We start from the raw sequence: 18,180 nt of genomic DNA on the forward strand, positions 1-18,180 counted from the left end.
GCTGTGAAGATGTCAACAAGCAAAAAGAATTTTTTTAATTTTCTTTTTCCTTATGTTTTCCTTTAAAGAAATCGTTTACAATAAAAACAACGATTAGCAAGGAGGCTGTTCAAATGAGAAACGAAAGAAATGTCCATCGCCAACCAACATATAAGGGTGATACACATTCTTAAGCAGTGAGTGAACAGTGTGCCCCCCCTTATATGTGTGTCTTTGAATCACTCATAAAGGGGTAAATCATGCGATTTCCAATGAAAAAATTTCTATCTTATTATAAACCTTACCTGCGTTTGTTTCTTTCCATTTTGTTTTGCGCGCTGATCACGTCGACCATTGCGCTCGTCTATCCGCTTCTTGTCCGGTACATTACAAAAGACGTGCTGGCCGATCAAGGGGCTTTGGACATCCAAAACGTTTATTGGACCGGTGGCCTGATGCTTGTTTTGACCGTGCTTCAGAATATCGGGAACTATTTTGTGGACTGCAAAGGCCATGAGGTTGGCGCCCGTATGGAACGTGATTTACGAAGTGAACTATTTGCGCATATGCAAAAGCTTTCCTTTAGTTTTTTTGATCATGAGAAAACCGGAAAGCTGATGTCACGGATTACGAATGATCTGCTTTTACTTTCTGAACTGTATCATCACGGTCCGGAGGATTATATTAAATACATGGTGCGCTTTGTGGGTGCCTTTGTCATTTTGTTTGTAATTAATCCTTCATTGACGATCGCCGTTTTTTGCTTCTTGCCTGTGCTCGGCATCTTTTCACTGTTCTTCAATAAGATATTGAACCGTGCCTTAACCAAAAACAAAGAGCGGATCAGCGACGTACATGCCCGCGTTGAGGATAGCCTGGCGGGAATACGCGTCGTTAAATCGTTTGCCAATGAAAACATTGAGATCCATAAATTCAAGGTTGAAAACAATCGATTTTTAGACAGCCGAAAGAACATTTATCGGACAGAAGCCCTCTTTTTCAACGGCGTTGAAAGTTTCATTCAATTGATCACTCTAACTGTGATTATCTATGGAAGCTCAAAAATCATGCATCATACGCTTGACCTTTCTGATTTGATTACTTTTCTTCTTTATGTTAATTACATGGTTGAACCGATAAAGCAGATGACCCACATGAGCACACAGCTTCAGGAAGGGCTTACCGGCTTTGCGCGTTTTATGGAGATTATGAATACGAAGCCGGCGATTGAAGATGACAGTCATGCGGTAACTCTTTCATCAATTGAAGGAAAAATAGAATTCAAGCAGGTCGGCTTTCAGTATGAAAAACATTTGGATCCGGTCATCTCCAATCTGTCCCTTACTGTTCAGCCGGGAGAGTATGTGGCACTTGTTGGTCCCTCCGGTGCCGGAAAGACGACATTGTGCTCCCTCATTCCCCGCTTTTATGAGGTGACATCAGGAGAATTGCTCATCGACGGAATCGACGTCCGCCATTTTGAACAAAAGGGGCTGCGAAAGCATATTGGGATCGTGCAGCAGGATGTTTATCTTTTTGACGGTACTGTCCGTGAAAACATCCGCTACGGAAATCCGGAGGCAAACGATGCCCAAATTATAGAAGCAGCACGACAGGCCAATGCCCATGAATTTATCTTGAGCCTTCCAAACGGCTATGATTCGGAAATCGGGCAACGTGGAGTGAGGCTGTCCGGCGGGCAAAAGCAGCGGTTAAGCATTGCCCGTATATTTTTAAAAGACCCGGCGATTTTAATTCTCGATGAAGCAACCAGTTCGCTGGATAATGAGAGTGAAAGCATCGTCAAAGCGTCCCTTGACCAGCTGGCGAAGGGAAGAACCACCATCGTTATTGCCCACCGCCTCTCGACAATCCGCAACGCAGAACGCATTATTGTCCTGAATCAAAAAGGCATTTCGGAGCAGGGAACACACCGGTCATTACTCGCAAAAAATGGAGAGTACTCCCGCTTGTATTCCAGGGAGTTTTCTTCCAAGTCAGGTTGGTATAAAAAAGCAGTCTCTCCGTGTAAGGAGAGACTGCTTTTTTGCCTTGGTCAATTTCTGTTCAAGTCAATGACAGGCGACACCCTTACGGCGCATACTTTAAATCCGGGCATCTTGCAGACAGGGTCAAGCCCCTGGTATGTAACGTTGTTCACATTCTGTTCTCCGCCCCAGTGAAACGGGATAAACAAGGTATCTTCCCGTATCGAATCATCATACGCGCCCCTGGCTTTCATTCTTCCTCTTGAAGAATCCACGTAGACCATGGTCCCATCTTTTATGCCAAATGCATTGGCTGTTTTCGGATGGATTTTGACAAAGCTTTCAATTTGGCGGGCAGAAAGAGCCGGGCTCCTTCTGGTTTGTGAGCCGGACAGATAGTGGCTCATCACCCTTCCCGTCGTCAAATGAAGAGGATAACTCTCTGACGTTCGCTCCTTTGGCACATGGTTGATGACAGGAAGCATCTTCGCTTTGCCATTTGGCCGGGCAAACGTTTCACTGAACAGCCTTCCCTCTCCATTATGTCCCTCTTTAGGGCATGGCCAGTAAATTCGTTCCTCCTTCAGCCGTGAATAAGTGATCCCGAAATAGTCCGCTTTTCCTCCCTTGCTCGCCAGCCTCAGTTCATTGAAGATATCTTCTGCTTTGGTGTAGGAAAAATAGGCATCTTTCCCCAATACCCTTGCCACATCACACAGGATTTGCCAGTCATGTCTCACCTCACCCGGGCAGCTTCGGGCCGCTCTTCTTAACGTCACCCTGCCTTCCAGATTGGTTAATGTCCCTTCATCTTCCAAATACGAAGAACTTGGAAGCAACAGGTCAGCGAGCATGCCTGTTTCTGATACAAACATATCGACCACCACCAGACATTTAAGCCGCTTAAGCGCTTGAGCCGCAAGTGTGGCATTTGGGGTGGAAATCAGTGGGTTGGAACCCATGATGAATAATGCCTTAATTTCGCCATCCGCCATCTTTTCCATCATTTCATAGGCAGAAACCCCCTTTCCTGGCAACTCCTTTTCAGGAATACCCCACAGATCGGCAATATAGTTCCCGTGTTCCGGGTTTTCTATACTCCGGTATCCGGGCAGTTGGTCTGCTTTTTGGCCATGCTCCCTGCCGCCTTGTCCGTTCCCTTGGCCGGTGACAGCTCCATAGCCTGCTCCAGGCTTACCCATATTCCCGGTGGCCAGAACCAGATTAATAAAGTTTCTGACGGTATCATGACCGTGTGTTTGCTGCTCGACCCCTCTGGCTGTAAAGACCATAGCACGGGAAACGGAAGCGATTGTAACCGCCGTGTACTCAATGATTTGACGGGAAAGACCTGTTAAATCAGCGATAGCATCCAGGTCAACACCAGAGAGGTGTTCTAACACTTCATCAAAACCTTCCGTTCGCTCCTGTATAAACCGCTCATCATGGAGATTGCGGTCAAGGATTACTTTTAACATGCCGTTAACCAGAGCAGCATCCATGCCCGGTTTTACTTTTAAATGGAGATCAGCCAATTTGGTGGTTAAGGTTTCTCTTGGATCAATAGCGATGATAAATGCACCATTGTCCTTCGCTTTTCGAAAATAAGGAAGAAGGGTCGGCTGGCATTCGGCAATGTTGGTTCCTGCAAGAATGATGCATTCTGCCAGTGGAATCTCTTCCATTTCGTTCGTTAACCCACGGTCCAGGCCAAATGCTTCATTCATCGCGGAGGCAGCCGCCGACATGCAATAGCGGCCATTATAATCGATATGCTTTGTCTTTAATCCCACTCTGGCAAACTTTCCAAGCAGGTAGGCCTCTTCATTAGTTAATGAGCCGCCTCCATACACTCCGACAGCATCGAGGCCGTCCTGCTCCTGAATCGTGCTGAACTGCTCCATGATAAAAGACAATGCCTCTTCCCATGTAATCTCCTCAAATTGTCCATTCACCTTTTTCATCGGATGCAGAATCCGTTCTTTATGGAGGGCGTGCTGATGAGCATTTCTGCCTTTTATGCACAGTCTTCCATCGGAAACCGTATCCTTCAGCGGAAGAACTTTATATTTTTTCCGGTCTCCCGTACTATGTTCAAGCAGTTGCATAGTGCATTGAACACTGCAGAAGGGGCACTGTGTATCCATCACAGTTTCTGTTTCTGCATCCTGCTGCTGATGGCGAAAATGTTCCAGAAAGCTACCAGTCAACTGTCCTCACCTTCCTCCCTCCTTTTCTCTCATGCTTATAAACAAAGGTAGACTTTCTCTTCCTGCACTTCCACTTTATATGTTTTCACACAGCCCGTATCCGGCCCTTGTGCCTCTCCACTATTAGTGCAAATCTTCCAGTCATGCATCGGGCAGAATACATACTCTCCGCTTACCATTCCCTGAGCAAGTACTCCCCCTTTATGCGGACAGCGATTTTCCACCGCTTTGATTTTTCCGTTGGAAAGCTTGAAAAGAGCAATATCATGCTCTCCCACTTTTAATGACATCCCCAGTTTTTCAGGTAATTTGCTCAGCTTGGCCACTTCAATCCGGTTCATTTGTTTGTCCTCCCTTTGATCTATTAAACACTCAGGCTTTCAAACAATTTCTCTTTGGTTTCCTTATTTTTAATAATTTCTTTCCACGGCTCCTTCGTGTAGGAAAGAGCTTCTTCAATCCGCCCGACCAATTGGGAGCGGCTGTCTTCGTCAAAAAGGACTTCCCTGACATGTTCAAGACCCATTCGTTCAATCCATTTTGACGTACGCTCCAGATAATGGGCGGTTTCTCTGTAATACTGTATAAAGGCGGGGGCCATCATCACGACCTCTTCTTTCGTTTCGACGGTGCAAAGCAAATCACCGGCTCTCAGGTGGGTACCTCCGTTCCCTCCTACATACAGCTCGAAACCGCCATCCACTCCCACGATTCCAAAATCCTTGATTCCCGACTCGGCGCAATTCCGCGGACATGCAGATACACTCATTTTCACCTTGTGCGGAGTGTTGAGCCGCTCAAATTTTTTCTCCAGTTCAATCCCCAAACTGGTGGAATCCTGTGTCCCAAAACGGCAAAATTGTTCTCCCACACAGGTTTTCACCGTTCGAAGGGTCTTTCCATACGCATAGCCTGATGGCATATCCAGTTCTGCCCAGACGTTTGGCAGATCCTCCTTTTTAATGCCCAAGAGATCAATCCGCTGGCCGCCGGTCAATTTAATCATCGGAACATTATAAGCTTCCGCGACGTTAGCGATCTTTCGCAGGTCTTCTGCGGTGGTCACACCTCCATACATTCTGGGCACCACGGAATACGTCCCGTCTTTTTGAATATTTGCGTGCATCCGCTCATTCACAAATTTGGAAGCTGCTTCATCTTCATGCTGGGGATTCATCATCCCCAGATAGTAGTTAAGGGCAGGACGGCATTTGGAACAGCCCTCCTTTTCCTTCCAGTCCAGAACATGCATAACTTCCTTCACAAACTTCAGATTTTTGCTTTTAATTTCTTCAAGCACTTCTTCCCTGCTAAGACTGGTACAGCTGCAGATCGCTTCTTTTTGTTCGATATACTTGAAATCATCTCCCAATGTGTATTCCAGCAGCTCCGAAACGACCGGTTTGCATCCCCCGCAGGAACGGGAAGCGTTGGTGCAATCTCTTACTTCGTCCAATGAGGTTAGTCCCTGATTCACAATGGCATCGCAAATGGCCCCTTTGGTTACCCCGTTGCATCCGCAGACAACTTCATTCTCAGGCATCGAGGCAACAGCACTTTCTGCAGCTTCTTCCTCAGGCGTTGCCAGTACTGCAATTTTCGGAATGCCGGAAACATCCTGTTTTTCAAGTATCATTTTTAACAGCCGCGGGCCATCCTGAATTTCTCCGAACATCACCGCACCAATCACGCGGTTATCCTGAAAGACGATCTTTTTGTATACACCCTCCAATTCATCAAAAATTTTCACTGATTTTGTGTGTTCATCCTCCATAAAGTGGCCGGCAGAAAACACATCAACACCCGATACTTTTAATTGTGTGGAAATTACAGATCCTTCATATTTGTTTGATCCGGTTTCTGTAATACGTTCGGCTAAAATTTTCCCTTGTGCGTATAGCGGTGCGACAAGTCCGTAAACCATTTCACGGTGTTCCGCGCATTCTCCCACTGCATAAATGTCCGGTACTTCTGTCTCCAGATAATCGTTGACGAGAATTCCTCTGTTCACGGCTATCCCGCTGTTTTTGGCAAGCTGCACATTCGGCCGGATGCCGACAGCCATCACCACCAGATCAGCATTTGCCACCGACCCATCACTGAACCTGACACCTTCTGCCCGCATATCTCCTATAATTTCTGTTGTTTGTTTTTCCATTAAAAAGGTCATCCCTTGCTGCTCCAGCTCTTTTTTCAAAAGAGCAGCAGCTGTTCCGTCGAGCTGACGGTCCATCAACTGGTTGCCAAGATGGACCACATCCACTTGCATTCCGAGATTGATCAGCCCCCGTGCCGCCTCTAATCCCAACAGCCCTCCGCCAATGACTACCGCTTTTTTGTAATTCTGTGCAGCATCGATCATGGTTTCACAGTCTTTTATATCACGGAAAGCCGTGACTCCCTCTTTACCAGCACCAGGAACCGGCAGCATAAATGGTTTTGATCCCGTTGCCAGTATCAATCGGTCATATTCGACTTCCCTTCCAAGATCGGTATGAACGCTTTTCCGATCTGAATCAATGCTGGTGACCGTTTCTCCTGTATATAGCGTGATGTTATTCTTCTCATACCACGCCCGGTCATTAAGGGTAATATCCTGAATGGAAGTATCGCCTTGAAGAACAGTAGATAAAAGGATTCGATTATAGTTCGGATGCGGCTCACTTCCAAAAATGGTAATATCAAATGCTTCAGCGTTCATTTTCAAGATTTCCTCGATGCAGCGAACTCCGGCCATGCCATTGCCTACAAGCACAAGCTTCTTTTTTTTCATGGTAGCCTCCTGTTTAGTCAATATCCTATCTCTCTTTTTTAAAAAGGTACCACAACCACTGGAATCATTTCTCATTGTATGTAAGAAAAACTGACATACTTTTTCCCTGCCTAGGAACATTTTATTAGTTAAAAAAGTTTGTTATCTTTTCTTCCATTAACAAAGCAAAGCAGAAAAAAGAACCGTAGACTAAAAAGAAAAATCAGGAATGGAGAGAGATGAATGAGACTAAAAGAGTTAAGAAGTCACGGACATGCCCCATCACTGTTAGGTTCCTTTTTGTATTTTGATGTAAGCTTTATGATCTGGGTGCTCCTTGGTGCTCTGGGCGTCTATATTACAAAGGATTTTGGGCTTTCCCCTTCGCAAAAAGGCCTGATTGTCGCCATCCCTATTTTGAGCGGATCGTTATTCAGACTTCTGTTCGGTGTACTCACCGATCGAATCGGCCCCAGGAAGACCGCCGTTGGAGGAATGCTGGTAACCACCATTCCTCTTTTATGGGGTTGGTTATCGGGAACACATATTGCCGAACTGTATGGAATTGGCCTCTTGCTTGGTGTAGCGGGAGCGAGCTTTTCCGCCGCTTTGCCAATGGCAAGCCGCTGGTACCCTCCGCACCTTCAAGGGGTGGCAATGGGCATTGCAGGAGCCGGAAACAGCGGAACACTGCTTGCCACACTTTTTGGTCCAAGGCTGGCCGAACACTATGGTTGGAACGGAGTCATGGGCATCGCACTCATTCCACTGTTGTGCACACTGGTTTTATATCTTTTCATTACCAAAGATGCTCCCTCGCAGCCTGCTGCTAAGCCGGTCAAAGATTATTTAAACGTGCTGAAAGTAAAAGATACCTGGTATTTTTGCCTTCTTTATTGTGTTACCTTTGGCGGATTTGTAGGCTTGACCAGTTTTTTAAGTATTTTTTTCGTTGATCAATATCACTTGTCAAGCGTTTCAGCCGGTAATTTTGTTACATTGTGTGTCGCAGCGGGCAGCATTGTCCGTCCGATTGGCGGCATGATCGCCGACCGGATCGGAGGGGTCCGGCTTTTGAGTTATTTGTTGATTGGCGTGACGTTGTGTATGCTCGGTGTCAGCCAGCTTCCTTCCCTTTCATTAGCCACTTTTTTGCTATTTGCCGGCATGTCCTGCCTTGGCATGGGTAATGGTGCCGTCTTTCAATTGGTGCCTCAACGGTTTAAAAACGAGATTGGAGTGATTACCGGAATTGTAGGGGCTGCAGGCGGGGTTGGCGGTTTCTTTGTTCCAATTATCCTTGGCTCACTAAAGGAACTTTCAGGCACTTACGCTTCCGGTTTCATTGTATATTCATTGATTGGCGGTTGTGCCTTTGTTCTTTTAATGGTCGCACAAAACGCCTGGAAGAAGACATGGGCTTTTCAGAAAAGCTCCATAAAATTGTAAGAGCACATACAAACCGCCCTCTTCTTTTGAAAAGAGGGCGGTTTTTTTAATCTAGCTTTCGAATCATGACCGCAATTGTGTTTTGTTCTTCCTTTGATGGATTAGCTGAAAGCTTTACATTGAACTTTAGTTTTCCGTTATGATCCGGCTTTAAGATCATTGTCTTATGATTTCCTTTACCATGCATTTTAACGAGGTATCGTTTTTGCGGATGATACCAGGATGCTGTCTTAATTTCCGCGGTTCCTGAACCAGTTATTGAAAATCCTGCTTTTGTTACTTGGTTGATTTCAGCAAACTCTTCTGCTTTTCTGTTCATTTTAACTCTCCATCCATAAATGGAAAATGAGGATTCTGCCGATTTATATGAAAAGGGCCGCGGAGCCTTTGGAGGATGCTCAAACAACGTCATAAAACGGGGCAGTGTCTGCGCAAGATCCCGCTTCCAATATCCCCATGTATGAGAACCGGGTCCGTAGCTGTTCCAATCATGCGGAATGCCGAGCTCTTCCAGCCGGTTGTGCATGCTCGTGGACATGCTGTAGCAAATCTCTTCAACCGGGGAGGCTACACCGCCGTCCAAGGGACCGCCCGCTTCACCTGTGCCTGTATAAATCGATAAATCCATACCTGCTAAATTTTCGGCAAGATCCCACGGATTGTGGCTTCTCCATATGATTTCATGGTTCGCACGATCTCCCCAGACAGTGCCCGGAGGCACATTTTCCTGATTTTGAAAAATCGTCTTGTCCAGAAATTCGGGATCCAGATTTGTATTCACCACGCCTGAAAAAGAAGCGGCAGCCAGAAACAAATCCGGATGTCTGGCAGCATAGGACAAGGAACCGAACCCTCCCATGGACAACCCGGCAATGGCTCGTCCCTCTCTTGTATGTTTCACCCGGTAGGATTGCTCAACCCAGGGAATGAGTTCATTGATATGATAGGTCTCCCACTCCGGCTTTCCATAAGCTCCATTATTGTACCAGTTGGAATAGCTTCCGCCTCTGCCCGCATCTGGCATCACGATCACGAGAGGCAAGTCCTTTGTCATGTTTTCAATATCCCCGGCAACGGTCCAGGATTTATAATCACCGCAGCAGCCGTGAAGCATATAAAGCACAGGATATTTCTTCTTTGTGTCCTCATGGTAATCTTTTGGCAGGAGCACGCGCAGAGGAGTCTGTTTTCCCAGCGCCGGACTGTCCAGAACAATTTCATGTAATCTTTCAGATAAGGCAATATCAGAAACAACTTTTAAACGCTCCTGGCCCTCTGCATGTGTGTGCAGCGTCGGGAAGATTAAGAGGGCAAGGAAGAATGCAGCAAACCTTTTAAGCAACGGACGATACATGAAACAACCTCCCAATTATTAAAGATACTTAATCTTTGAATATTTATATAATTTTGTCAATTTAAGTAAATGTAAATATAAAAAAAGAGATCTTTTGTAGGAAGAATGTCCAGCAGGCTTGGGCATTTCTTCATATAAAAATCCTCTTCAAAGAAGAGGATCCCCATAAAAAATGAGGCAAAAAGACGTTTCGCCCTTTTGCCTCATCCGTACTCTATAGTATTATCTTCTGTTATCAAAAACATTATTTACTTTGTCTGCTGCCTTCTCTTTCAGATCGCCGACTCCCTCGCGTGCTTCGCCTTTCATTTTGTCCTTGTTGCCTTCTGCCTCTGTTGTTTCATCATTTGTCAATTTGCCGAGTCCCCGTTTCGCCTCGCCTTTCAGCTTGTCTAATTTTCCTTGTGTCTGATCGTCATTCATGGATTGGTTCCTCCTTTAGTAAATTCAATAATCGTCTATAGTGGTATATACCCATGTCCAAGGAATATTAATCACCCGCCATATTTTTCGTTTTTAAATCATAGGATAGGGGAAAAATAAAAAATATCCAAATAGAATTGAGGAATGTACAAATGAAAAAAAGTTGGCTATGGCCCGTACTTATTATTGCCGTGCTTGTGATTCTGTTTTTCACCAGCTACAACGGGTTCGTAAATAGCGAAGAAGATGTGGACCAGTCCTATTCCCAGATTGAAACCCAGCTTCAGCGGCGTGTTGATCTGGTGCCCAACCTCGTCAGCACCGTTAAAGGTTACGCCTCCCACGAAAAAGAGGTTCTTAAAGATATCTCTGATTCCCGTGCACGTCTTGCAGGGGCCAAATCCCCTCAGGATGAAGCCCAGGCGAACGACCAGTTGACCGGTGCCCTTAGCCGCCTGCTTGTGATTCAGGAAAGATATCCAAACTTAAAAGCAGATAAGCAGTTTACCCAACTGATGGATGAGCTTGCCGGTACAGAAAACCGAATTGCTGTGGCAAGAAGGGACTATAATGAAAAAGTTGCTTCCTATAACAAAAAAGTTAAAAGGTTTCCAGGAGCCTTAATTGCAGGGATTGGAGGATTTGATAAAAAAGAATACTTCAAGGCCAGCGCCAATGCACAGGAGCCTCCAAAAGTTGATTTTGGAGGAAACAGCTGATGATTCCCAAAAAATTCTCCCTCTTACTAGGGTTGTTTGTTGTTTTTTCATTATTAACAACCGCCATTCCGGTATCTGCTGATGCGATACCGGAGCCAGAGGGAGACATTTATGTACAGGATCATGCAGGCGTGCTTAGCCCGCAGGAAAAGTCGAAGCTCCTGTCCCAGGGAAGACAGCTGGAAGATCAGACAAGTGCACAGCTTGCTATTCTTACGGTTAAATCCATTGGAGATACACCGATTGAAACGTATGCCAACGATGCCTTCAGGAAATTTGGACTTGGAACAAAGGAAGCGGATAACGGTGTTCTGCTTGTTTTGGCCCTCTCGCAGAAAAAAATCCGGATCGAAGTGGGGTATGGTCTTGAAGGAGCGATTCCAGATGGCAAAGCTGGAAGAATTCTGGATGAAAATGCAGTTCCTTATTTGAAGCAAGGAAAAAACGATGAGGCCATTATCCATACGTATCAGGCCCTGGCCAAAGAAATACAAAAAGAATACAAAGGACAGGATGCTCTCCCGTCAAAGACCGAGGAGAAGAAAAAGGACCCCTTTTCCTGGTTTTACATCATCATTATCGTGGCCATTATCTTTTTGGACATCAAATTCTTTAATGGTTTCCTCACCTATATGATTCTTTCCATGCTTTCAAGAGGTGGAGGTGGAGGCGGAGGACGCCGGGGTGGCGGAGGTGGATCATCCGGCGGAGGCGGCGCAGGAAGGGGCTGGTAACTACTTTTCCAGCCACTTTTTCACACGTTCCTTCGGATCCCAGCAATTAAATTTATAGGAAGGCTTCGTATCAAACCCCAGTCTCACACATTCATATTTCATTCCTTTATCCGTCCGTGAAGCCTTGAAGTTTACACACGTTGCACAGCAATGGATGTCTTTTTTCATGGCTGACTCTCCACCTTCTTTACCAAAGTCGTTATCTTCATCATACCGTAAAAAAACCGCCCTGCAATGATTTTGCATGGGCGGTTTTGCCGTTCATTTATCTTAAATAGTTCGCCTCGCCAGCCTTCGTATGGGCAGCTTCGAACAATTCGTTCACATTTTGTTGATGCACATAATCTTTGTATGTTCTTTCATTCTTCCTTAATGAAATGGTCAACGTAGCAAAGAAAAGGTTCAATGTCAGCATACAGACTCCTCCTTTCCTGCTTTCTTACCCTTTCAGGTCGTATCTTTCTCTGTTACCATCCAATCCAGAAATACCAGTTTTCGCTTCATCATTCCTACCCTCTCCTTTTTCATTCATTTTTTTCATGTTTGGGTTTTAATACATGTGAACATTGTTCATCAATTTCTCTTGAGTTTCTTGGTACATTTTCTTTACATGCTGCTGATGAATCAATTCATTTTGGCTGTTCATTTTACCCTGAAACGATAGCGTAATCGTTCCAAAAAACAAGTTCAGTGTAATCATTGGGCATTCCCCCTTTCATATTCATTTAACAGTCCATATCCTTCTCCAGTGAAAACCAGGTTAATAAAGCAATGCTAATCATCATTCCTGTCATCTCCTTCACGTTTAGTTGTATAAAAAAAGGCCGCAGGGAGTCAGATCCCTGCAGCCTTCCCTATAAAAGGGCGCAAAAAAGCCACAGGGCATCATTCGGCCTGCGGCGCTTTTTTATCAAAAATCGCAAATCAAAAAAGCTGGTGTCCAATGGCCGAACAACGTAGTGTTGCATGAAGTTGTAGTTGTGCAGAAAAAGGTTGCAGTGACGCTGTAATCGGTTGTAATCTCATCATCGTGTTCGACCTCCTTTATAAATTCTGATTATTCTTTACACGGTAAGTATAACCATAACTTGGTAACTTGTAAACCACTTTTTTCAAACAATTTATTTATATGCGGAAGAAAGGAAAAAGATCACCCATTTTATAACGTTTTTCCGCTCAAAGAAAATGATTCCATTCCTGCCAGTACAATTTCGTTGGAACAGGTATATTGTGTACATTTTCACAAACATTTGTATTATAATGGTTATGCTACATTATTTGTTTTTTAGTAAGGAGGAACATTATGATAAGCCCTAAAGTTATTTTGGCTTCTACACGGCCATTTTCATTAACGGCTTCCATCATACCGGTTATTTTTGGAACCATACTTGCTCTGCAATCCACAAGCATTCATTGGGGACTATTTGTTTTAACACTCCTTGGTGCCGTCTTTATGCAGTGCGGAACAAATCTGGTCAACGATTATTACGACCATGTAAAAGGTGCTGACCAGCCTGGATCACTCAGCCCTTCAGGCGTTATTGACCGCGGAGAAATGACCCCAAAACAAGTCCATATTACCGGTCTCATCTTTTTTGCTCTCGGCAGTATCATCGGCTTGGTTTTGGCAGGTCTCACAGGCCGCTTTATTTTTTATATCGGTATTCCATCTCTCTTAATTGGCTATTTCTATACGGCCACTCGTTACGCTTTGGCCTATAACGGGTTTGGAGAGTTCGCTTCCGGCACCACGCTTGGCGTACTTGCCGTCATCGGTTCGTTTTATGTCCAGACACTTGCCGTCGATTGGGGTACTGTTCTTATGGCACTGCCGAATGCCTTTTTGATTATGGCAATTTTGCAGGCCAATAATTTAAGAGACATTGACAGCGATAAATTGATTAACAAAATCACCGTCGCCGGCTTGCTCGGCAGAACCGGCGCCCGAGTTGAATATTTGATTTTAATGATTGGCGCATATGGACTGTTGCTGATCCTGGTAGCAATCTCTATGCTTCCTTTATGGAGTCTGCTCGCTTTCTTGTCACTTCCCGTTGCGATTAAAGCTCTGTCCATCAGTCTCCGCACTTGGGATCCCAAAGAATTGAACACTTCACTTGAATTAACGGCCATGCTTCATTTAGGCTTTGGCATTCTTCTTTGCATAGGCACCTTAATCGGTATATCAATATAAGATAACTATTATTTCAACATATAAAAAAATGACCGGCAGCCCACAAGCTGCCGGTCATTTTTTTATTTATGATTCTATATCCTGAAGCTGTTTTTTCAGCCGCTTTGCCTGAAAGTACATAAGTGCTGTGAATCCTAGTCCAGTTAATGATGTGGTTCCGCAGACGATTTCATCGGTTACGTCTTTGCCTGCGAACGGAATGACGGTTCCCAAATACATAAAGGAACTTAGCCCTAATAGGACAATCCCGTAGTGCTGATAGTCCTGGATCTTCTGCTTTAGGTCTTGCAATACTTTTGATTCCATACTTTTAACCAGCCTCCTAACCTCTTGTATTACAATAACATAGAACAGGTACAAAGACACACGTAATTTTTGACAAATAAATGAAAAAAACTCCCGTTTCCTCCAAAGAGGAACGGGAGTTTTTAAACCAACCAGATACCGTTTTATGCCAGTGCATTTTTTAAGTCTTCGATTAAATCTTCAGCATCTTCAATACCAACAGAGATTCTGATCAGTCCATCGGTAATACCGAGCTCAGCACGGCGCTCAGCCGGTATGGAAGCATGAGTCATTTTTGCAGGAACAGAAATCAGGCTTTCCACTGCTCCAAGACTTTCAGCCAGCGTAAAGTAACGAACCTTTCTGAGCACCTCTGTTGCTTTTTCTTCACTTCCTACATCGAATGAAATCATGCCTCCGAATCCGCCGGATTGTGCTTTGGCAATCTCGTGCTGCGGATGGCTCTCAAGACCCGGATAGTAGATTTTTTTAACCGTTGGATGACCGGAAAGGAAATTCACGATTTTTTTTGTGTTGGCTTCCGTAGCTTCCATTCGCAAGCCAAGTGTTTTAATCCCCCTGATAAGAAGCCATGAATCTTGAGGTCCCAAAATGCCGCCTGTGGAGTTTTGAACAAAGTGCAGGTCCTCACCAAGTTTGTCATCATTTACTACAACAACTCCGGCTACCACATCACTGTGTCCGCCAAGGTATTTCGTTGCTGAATGCAGGACGATATCGGCACCGAATTTGATCGGATTTTGCCAATATGGCGTGCTGAACGTATTGTCCACGATCAACAAAAGGCTGCTTTCTTTTGCAAGCTGGGACACCGCCTTAAGATCGGTTACTTTAAGCAGCGGGTTTGTTGGTGTTTCCACATAAAGAGCTTTTGTATTAGGCTGAATTGCTTCTTTAATGGCATCCAAATTAGTTGTATCAACAAGTGTTGACTCAATGCCGATACGGTTCAGCACCTTGGACACCACCCGGTACGTACCGCCATACACATCATCCGTTAAGATGACATGGTCTCCTGAACTGAAAAGCATCATGACTGCAGTGATGGCAGCCATGCCGGAACCAAATGCAAAACCTCTTCTTCCTTCTTCAAGGTCTTTTACAAGCTCCTCGAGTGCAAAACGGGTAGGATTTCCGGTTCTGGAATACTCATACCCTTTATGGACTCCGACTTCTTCCTGTTTATATGTGCTCACTTGATAAATGGGAACAGAAACAGCGCCTGTTGCTGCATCACTTGGAATCCCGCCGTGAATTAATTTTGTTTTACGTTTCATTTAAATTCCCCCTTCATAAATCTTCTTGCTTAAATATCGGTCACTTCCGTCGGGGAAGATCGTGACAATCGATGAGCCTTCAGCTGCAGTTTCTGCTTCCAGCAAGGCTGCGTGAAGCGCAGCACCCGAGGAACTGCCTACCAAAATCCCCTCTTTTTGCGCGAGTTCCTTCACCCTGGAAAACGCGTCTGTATCCATTACTGTATGAATGGCATTGAAATAAGAAGGGTCCATATAGTCCGGCAGAAACTCCATGCCTATTCCTTCCGTTTTGTGAGGACCCGACTGGCCTCCGTTAAGGATGGAGCCCTCCGGTTCGACGATCACCGTTTTTAATGATGGATTCTTTTCTTTTAAAAATTGTGCAGTACCCATGAAGGTGCCTCCCGTTCCTGCTCCTGCAACAAAGATGTCTACCTTACCGTTCAAATCGTTCCATATCTCAGGACCCAGTGTTTTATAGTACGTCTTCGGATTGGAAGGATTGGAAAATTGGGCAGGCGTAAACGAACCTGGGATTTCATTCAGGAGCAGCTCCGTTTTTTTGATAGCCCCCTTGATTCCATCATTTGTTGGAGTGTGGATGATGGTTGCCCCCAGCGCCTTCATAATTTCCTGTTTTTCTATACTGAACTTCTCAGGGATTACGAAAATGACACGTACTCCACGATTAAGCGCAGCAAGAGCCAGCCCGATACCCGTATTCCCGGCCGTCGGCTCAATGATGGTTCCTCCTTCAGCCAATTTCCCCGAACGAAAGGCTTCATCCAGTAATTCTCTTCCTAACCGGTCCTTCACACTACCGCCCGGATTAAAGTATTCCAGCTTCGCAAAGAGTTTCACCTTATTGGGCAGCGGAAAGTGGGTCAGCTGAAGCAGTGGTGTATTTCCAACCAATTCATGTATGTTTTTGTAAACCGTCATTGCTCAGGCTCCTCTTAGTCAGCAAATACCTTATTCCATTCGTCTTTTTTCTCAAGCATTTTCTCTGCAATTTGCTTAGCCCCTTCCAAACTGTGGTTGGCAGCCCATCCGCATTGGACTTCGTTGCAGGCTGGCACTTCTTCGGCTTTTAAAACATCATGCAGTGTTTTTTCCAAAACATCGAGAATCTCTTCATAGTTATCGTGATTGATCACAGAAAGATAGAAACCGGTCTGGCATCCCATCGGACTGATGTCTACTACAGAATCATGATGATTCCTAATGTTTTCTGCCATCAAATGCTCGATGGAGTGAAGCCCGGCCATATCCATATGATCCTTGTTCGGCTGGCAGAAACGGATATCGTATTTATGAATCACATCTCCGTTTTTACCTTGTGTGGTTCCAGCCAGGCGCACATAAGGCGCTGCTACTTTAGTATGATCCAGATTAAAACTTTCTACATTCATTTTTTTAACCATTCTGTTTCAACTCCTCAATCATTAATAAAATCAATTCTGCAGAATGCTTCGATGCGGTATCCAAAAATTGGTCATAGGATACACGGGCGTCCTTGCCAGCTATATCCGACAGTGACCGAATAATAACAAACGGGACATTAAACTGGTAAGACACTTGCGCAATAGCGGCTGCTTCCATTTCAGCGGCATAAAGACCCGCAAGTTTCGTCCGGATAAATTCTACACGGTCATGATCGCTCATAAAGGAGTCGCCGGAAGCGATAAGTCCTTTAGCGACTTGAATACCGCTGACTTTTTCCGCGCTTTTTACTGCAACAGATACTAATTCTGGGTCCGGTACATAATAGGCGGGCATTTGAGGCACCTGTCCGTATTCATAACCAAAAATGGTGGCATCCACATCATGGTGACGAACCTCAGTGGAGATCACAACATCCCCCACGTTTAAATCCTGGTGGAATCCACCCGCCGAACCTGTGTTGATAATGCAATCCGGTTTAAACATCTCAATCATTAGCGTTGTTCCAATGGCTGCATTTACTTTACCGATACCCGATTTTAAAAGAACGATATCAAGTCCATCGATCCGGCCGGTATAGAATTCGCATCCGGCCAGCTTTGTATCCTTTCTCTCGGCAAGTTGGCTGCGGAGAATGATGACTTCTTCTTCCATAGCCCCAATAATTCCAATTTTCATAGCGACAACTCCAGTATCTTCTGTTCAGATTTTTTTGGTCTTAACAGCTTCCATCAGCCAAACGTAGGTGTTCAGTTTTTCAAAGGAAACGTCAAATCCGTGCTTGCGGAAAAGATCATCCAGCACGTCAATGGTCGTATAATATTCCGTCTGCAAGTCCTGAAGAAGGTTCAGGTATCCCTTTTCCTTTACAAGTCGGTGTCTTTCCTCCCGGTCGGCTTCATTAGTGAATGCTGTATCCGCAAAAACAATTTTACCATTTTCTTTTAAAATCTGGCTATATAATTGGATGGCTGAGTCCTTTTCCTCATCTGTGAGATGGTGGAAAGCGTAAGTGCTTACGATCGCGTCCACTTCACCTGGAAGCTGTGGAAACGTTAAAAAGTCACCGTCTAACAATTCAAGGTCATTAAAACGGGCTTTTGTCTTTTCTCGCATTCCTAAAGAAGGCTCTATACCGTATACAGTTCTTCCCGCTTTCAACAGCTTTTCTGTGAGATTTCCGGTCCCTACTCCAAATTCCACAACTGTTCCTGTCGTTTTGGATGCGACGGTTTCGAGAATGTGTTCATACTGCTCGAACACTTCCCTATACTCTTCGTCTTTTCCTGAAACCGATTGATCATAGGATTCTGCCCACTCATCAAACAGTGAAATAAACTCTCTGCCCATAATATTTTCACTCCGTTTAT

At 44.9% G+C, this 18,180-nt stretch carries 18 protein-coding genes and 1 pseudogene; 5 read left to right on the forward strand and 14 right to left on the reverse strand.

The annotated features are described in order from the left end of the window. Positions 1-239: 239 nt before the first annotated feature. A pseudogene (locus QNH15_RS16535) lies at positions 240-1,967 on the forward strand (ABC transporter ATP-binding protein); the annotation flags it as partial. A 68-nt stretch (positions 1,968-2,035) separates the two neighbouring features. Here QNH15_RS16535 and nasC read toward each other — a convergent pair. Genes nasC through nirB form a run of 3 tightly spaced genes read right to left on the reverse strand, consistent with a single transcriptional unit; the run spans position 2,036 to position 6,950 of the window. Then, entirely contained in the window at positions 2,036-4,177 is a 2,142-nt protein-coding gene (gene nasC / locus QNH15_RS16540) for an assimilatory nitrate reductase catalytic subunit NasC (protein ID WP_283889372.1), read from the reverse strand. 35 nt (positions 4,178-4,212) lie between these two features. Beyond that, positions 4,213-4,518 carry a nitrite reductase small subunit NirD gene (gene nirD / locus QNH15_RS16545; protein WP_061972743.1) on the reverse strand — a complete coding sequence of 102 codons (306 nt, stop codon included), beginning with the start codon at positions 4,516-4,518 and terminating at the stop codon, positions 4,213-4,215. 23 nt (positions 4,519-4,541) lie between these two features. Further along, positions 4,542-6,950 (reverse strand): nitrite reductase large subunit NirB, encoded by a 2,409-nt coding sequence (gene nirB, locus QNH15_RS16550; RefSeq protein ID WP_283889373.1) that lies wholly within the window; start codon positions 6,948-6,950, stop codon positions 4,542-4,544. Positions 6,951-7,172: 222 nt separating this feature from the next. Between nirB and QNH15_RS16555 the strand changes: the two genes are divergently transcribed. Continuing rightward, a complete protein-coding gene (locus tag QNH15_RS16555) occupies positions 7,173-8,378 on the forward strand; it encodes a nitrate/nitrite transporter (protein WP_283889374.1) in 1,206 nt (401 codons plus the stop codon). A 46-nt stretch (positions 8,379-8,424) separates the two neighbouring features. Here the strand turns inward: QNH15_RS16555 and QNH15_RS16560 are convergent, their stop codons facing one another. After that, positions 8,425-9,732 (reverse strand): alpha/beta hydrolase, encoded by a 1,308-nt coding sequence (locus tag QNH15_RS16560; RefSeq protein ID WP_283889375.1) that lies wholly within the window; start codon positions 9,730-9,732, stop codon positions 8,425-8,427. Between the two features lie 222 nt (positions 9,733-9,954). Further along, on the reverse strand, positions 9,955-10,155 hold the full coding sequence (locus QNH15_RS16565; RefSeq protein ID WP_283889376.1) for a CsbD family protein: 201 nt from the start codon (positions 10,153-10,155) through the stop codon (positions 9,955-9,957). A 152-nt stretch (positions 10,156-10,307) separates the two neighbouring features. Between QNH15_RS16565 and QNH15_RS16570 the strand changes: the two genes are divergently transcribed. Beyond that, the gene (locus QNH15_RS16570) at positions 10,308-10,874 is read left to right on the forward strand and encodes a LemA family protein (protein WP_061972730.1); all 567 of its coding nucleotides are present in this window, start codon (positions 10,308-10,310) and stop codon (positions 10,872-10,874) included. Further along, positions 10,874-11,608 carry a TPM domain-containing protein gene (locus QNH15_RS16575; protein ID WP_283889377.1) on the forward strand — a complete coding sequence of 245 codons (735 nt, stop codon included), beginning with the start codon at positions 10,874-10,876 and terminating at the stop codon, positions 11,606-11,608. Before QNH15_RS16570 ends, QNH15_RS16575 begins: the two co-directional genes overlap by 1 nt. On the opposite strand, the gene QNH15_RS16580 is transcribed toward QNH15_RS16575, so the two are convergent. The 3 genes from QNH15_RS16580 to QNH15_RS16590 all read right to left on the reverse strand — a co-directional run bounded on the left by QNH15_RS16580 (position 11,609) and on the right by QNH15_RS16590 (position 12,308). Then, positions 11,609-11,776, reverse strand: a complete 168-nt coding sequence (locus tag QNH15_RS16580) for a hypothetical protein (RefSeq protein ID WP_283889378.1) — start codon at positions 11,774-11,776, stop codon at positions 11,609-11,611. A 97-nt stretch (positions 11,777-11,873) separates the two neighbouring features. Further along, a complete protein-coding gene (locus QNH15_RS16585) occupies positions 11,874-12,023 on the reverse strand; it encodes a YrzI family small protein (RefSeq protein WP_139168389.1) in 150 nt (49 codons plus the stop codon). A gap of 135 nt (positions 12,024-12,158) precedes the next feature. Then, positions 12,159-12,308 (reverse strand): YrzI family small protein, encoded by a 150-nt coding sequence (locus QNH15_RS16590; protein ID WP_240482347.1) that lies wholly within the window; start codon positions 12,306-12,308, stop codon positions 12,159-12,161. A 603-nt stretch (positions 12,309-12,911) separates the two neighbouring features. Here QNH15_RS16590 and menA point away from each other — a divergent pair. Beyond that, a complete protein-coding gene (gene menA, locus QNH15_RS16595) occupies positions 12,912-13,802 on the forward strand; it encodes a 1,4-dihydroxy-2-naphthoate octaprenyltransferase (protein WP_283889379.1) in 891 nt (296 codons plus the stop codon). A 66-nt stretch (positions 13,803-13,868) separates the two neighbouring features. Here menA and QNH15_RS16600 read toward each other — a convergent pair whose 3' ends face one another. The 6 genes from QNH15_RS16600 to QNH15_RS16625 form a co-directional block, all read right to left on the reverse strand. Then, positions 13,869-14,108 (reverse strand): YrhC family protein, encoded by a 240-nt coding sequence (locus tag QNH15_RS16600; protein ID WP_283889380.1) that lies wholly within the window; start codon positions 14,106-14,108, stop codon positions 13,869-13,871. 143 nt (positions 14,109-14,251) lie between these two features. Then, on the reverse strand, positions 14,252-15,385 hold the full coding sequence (locus QNH15_RS16605) for a bifunctional cystathionine gamma-lyase/homocysteine desulfhydrase (protein ID WP_283889381.1): 1,134 nt from the start codon (positions 15,383-15,385) through the stop codon (positions 14,252-14,254). Beyond that, positions 15,386-16,309, reverse strand: a complete 924-nt coding sequence (locus tag QNH15_RS16610) for a PLP-dependent cysteine synthase family protein (RefSeq protein ID WP_283889382.1) — start codon at positions 16,307-16,309, stop codon at positions 15,386-15,388. It abuts the gene before it with no gap. 14 nt (positions 16,310-16,323) lie between these two features. Next, positions 16,324-16,791, reverse strand: a complete 468-nt coding sequence (locus QNH15_RS16615; RefSeq protein WP_061972714.1) for an S-ribosylhomocysteine lyase — start codon at positions 16,789-16,791, stop codon at positions 16,324-16,326. Next, on the reverse strand, positions 16,784-17,488 hold the full coding sequence (mtnN, locus tag QNH15_RS16620) for a 5'-methylthioadenosine/S-adenosylhomocysteine nucleosidase (RefSeq protein WP_283889383.1): 705 nt from the start codon (positions 17,486-17,488) through the stop codon (positions 16,784-16,786). The genes QNH15_RS16615 and mtnN overlap by 8 nt, the downstream gene beginning before the upstream one ends. A 24-nt stretch (positions 17,489-17,512) precedes the next feature. Continuing rightward, complete coding sequence (locus QNH15_RS16625) at positions 17,513-18,160, reverse strand: class I SAM-dependent DNA methyltransferase (RefSeq protein WP_283889384.1); 648 nt, start codon at positions 18,158-18,160, stop codon at positions 17,513-17,515. Positions 18,161-18,180: the final 20 nt, after the last annotated feature.

It is taken from the genome of Fictibacillus enclensis, from assembly GCF_030123385.1.
GTDB lineage: Bacteria > Bacillota > Bacilli > Bacillales > Fictibacillaceae > Fictibacillus_C > Fictibacillus_C enclensis.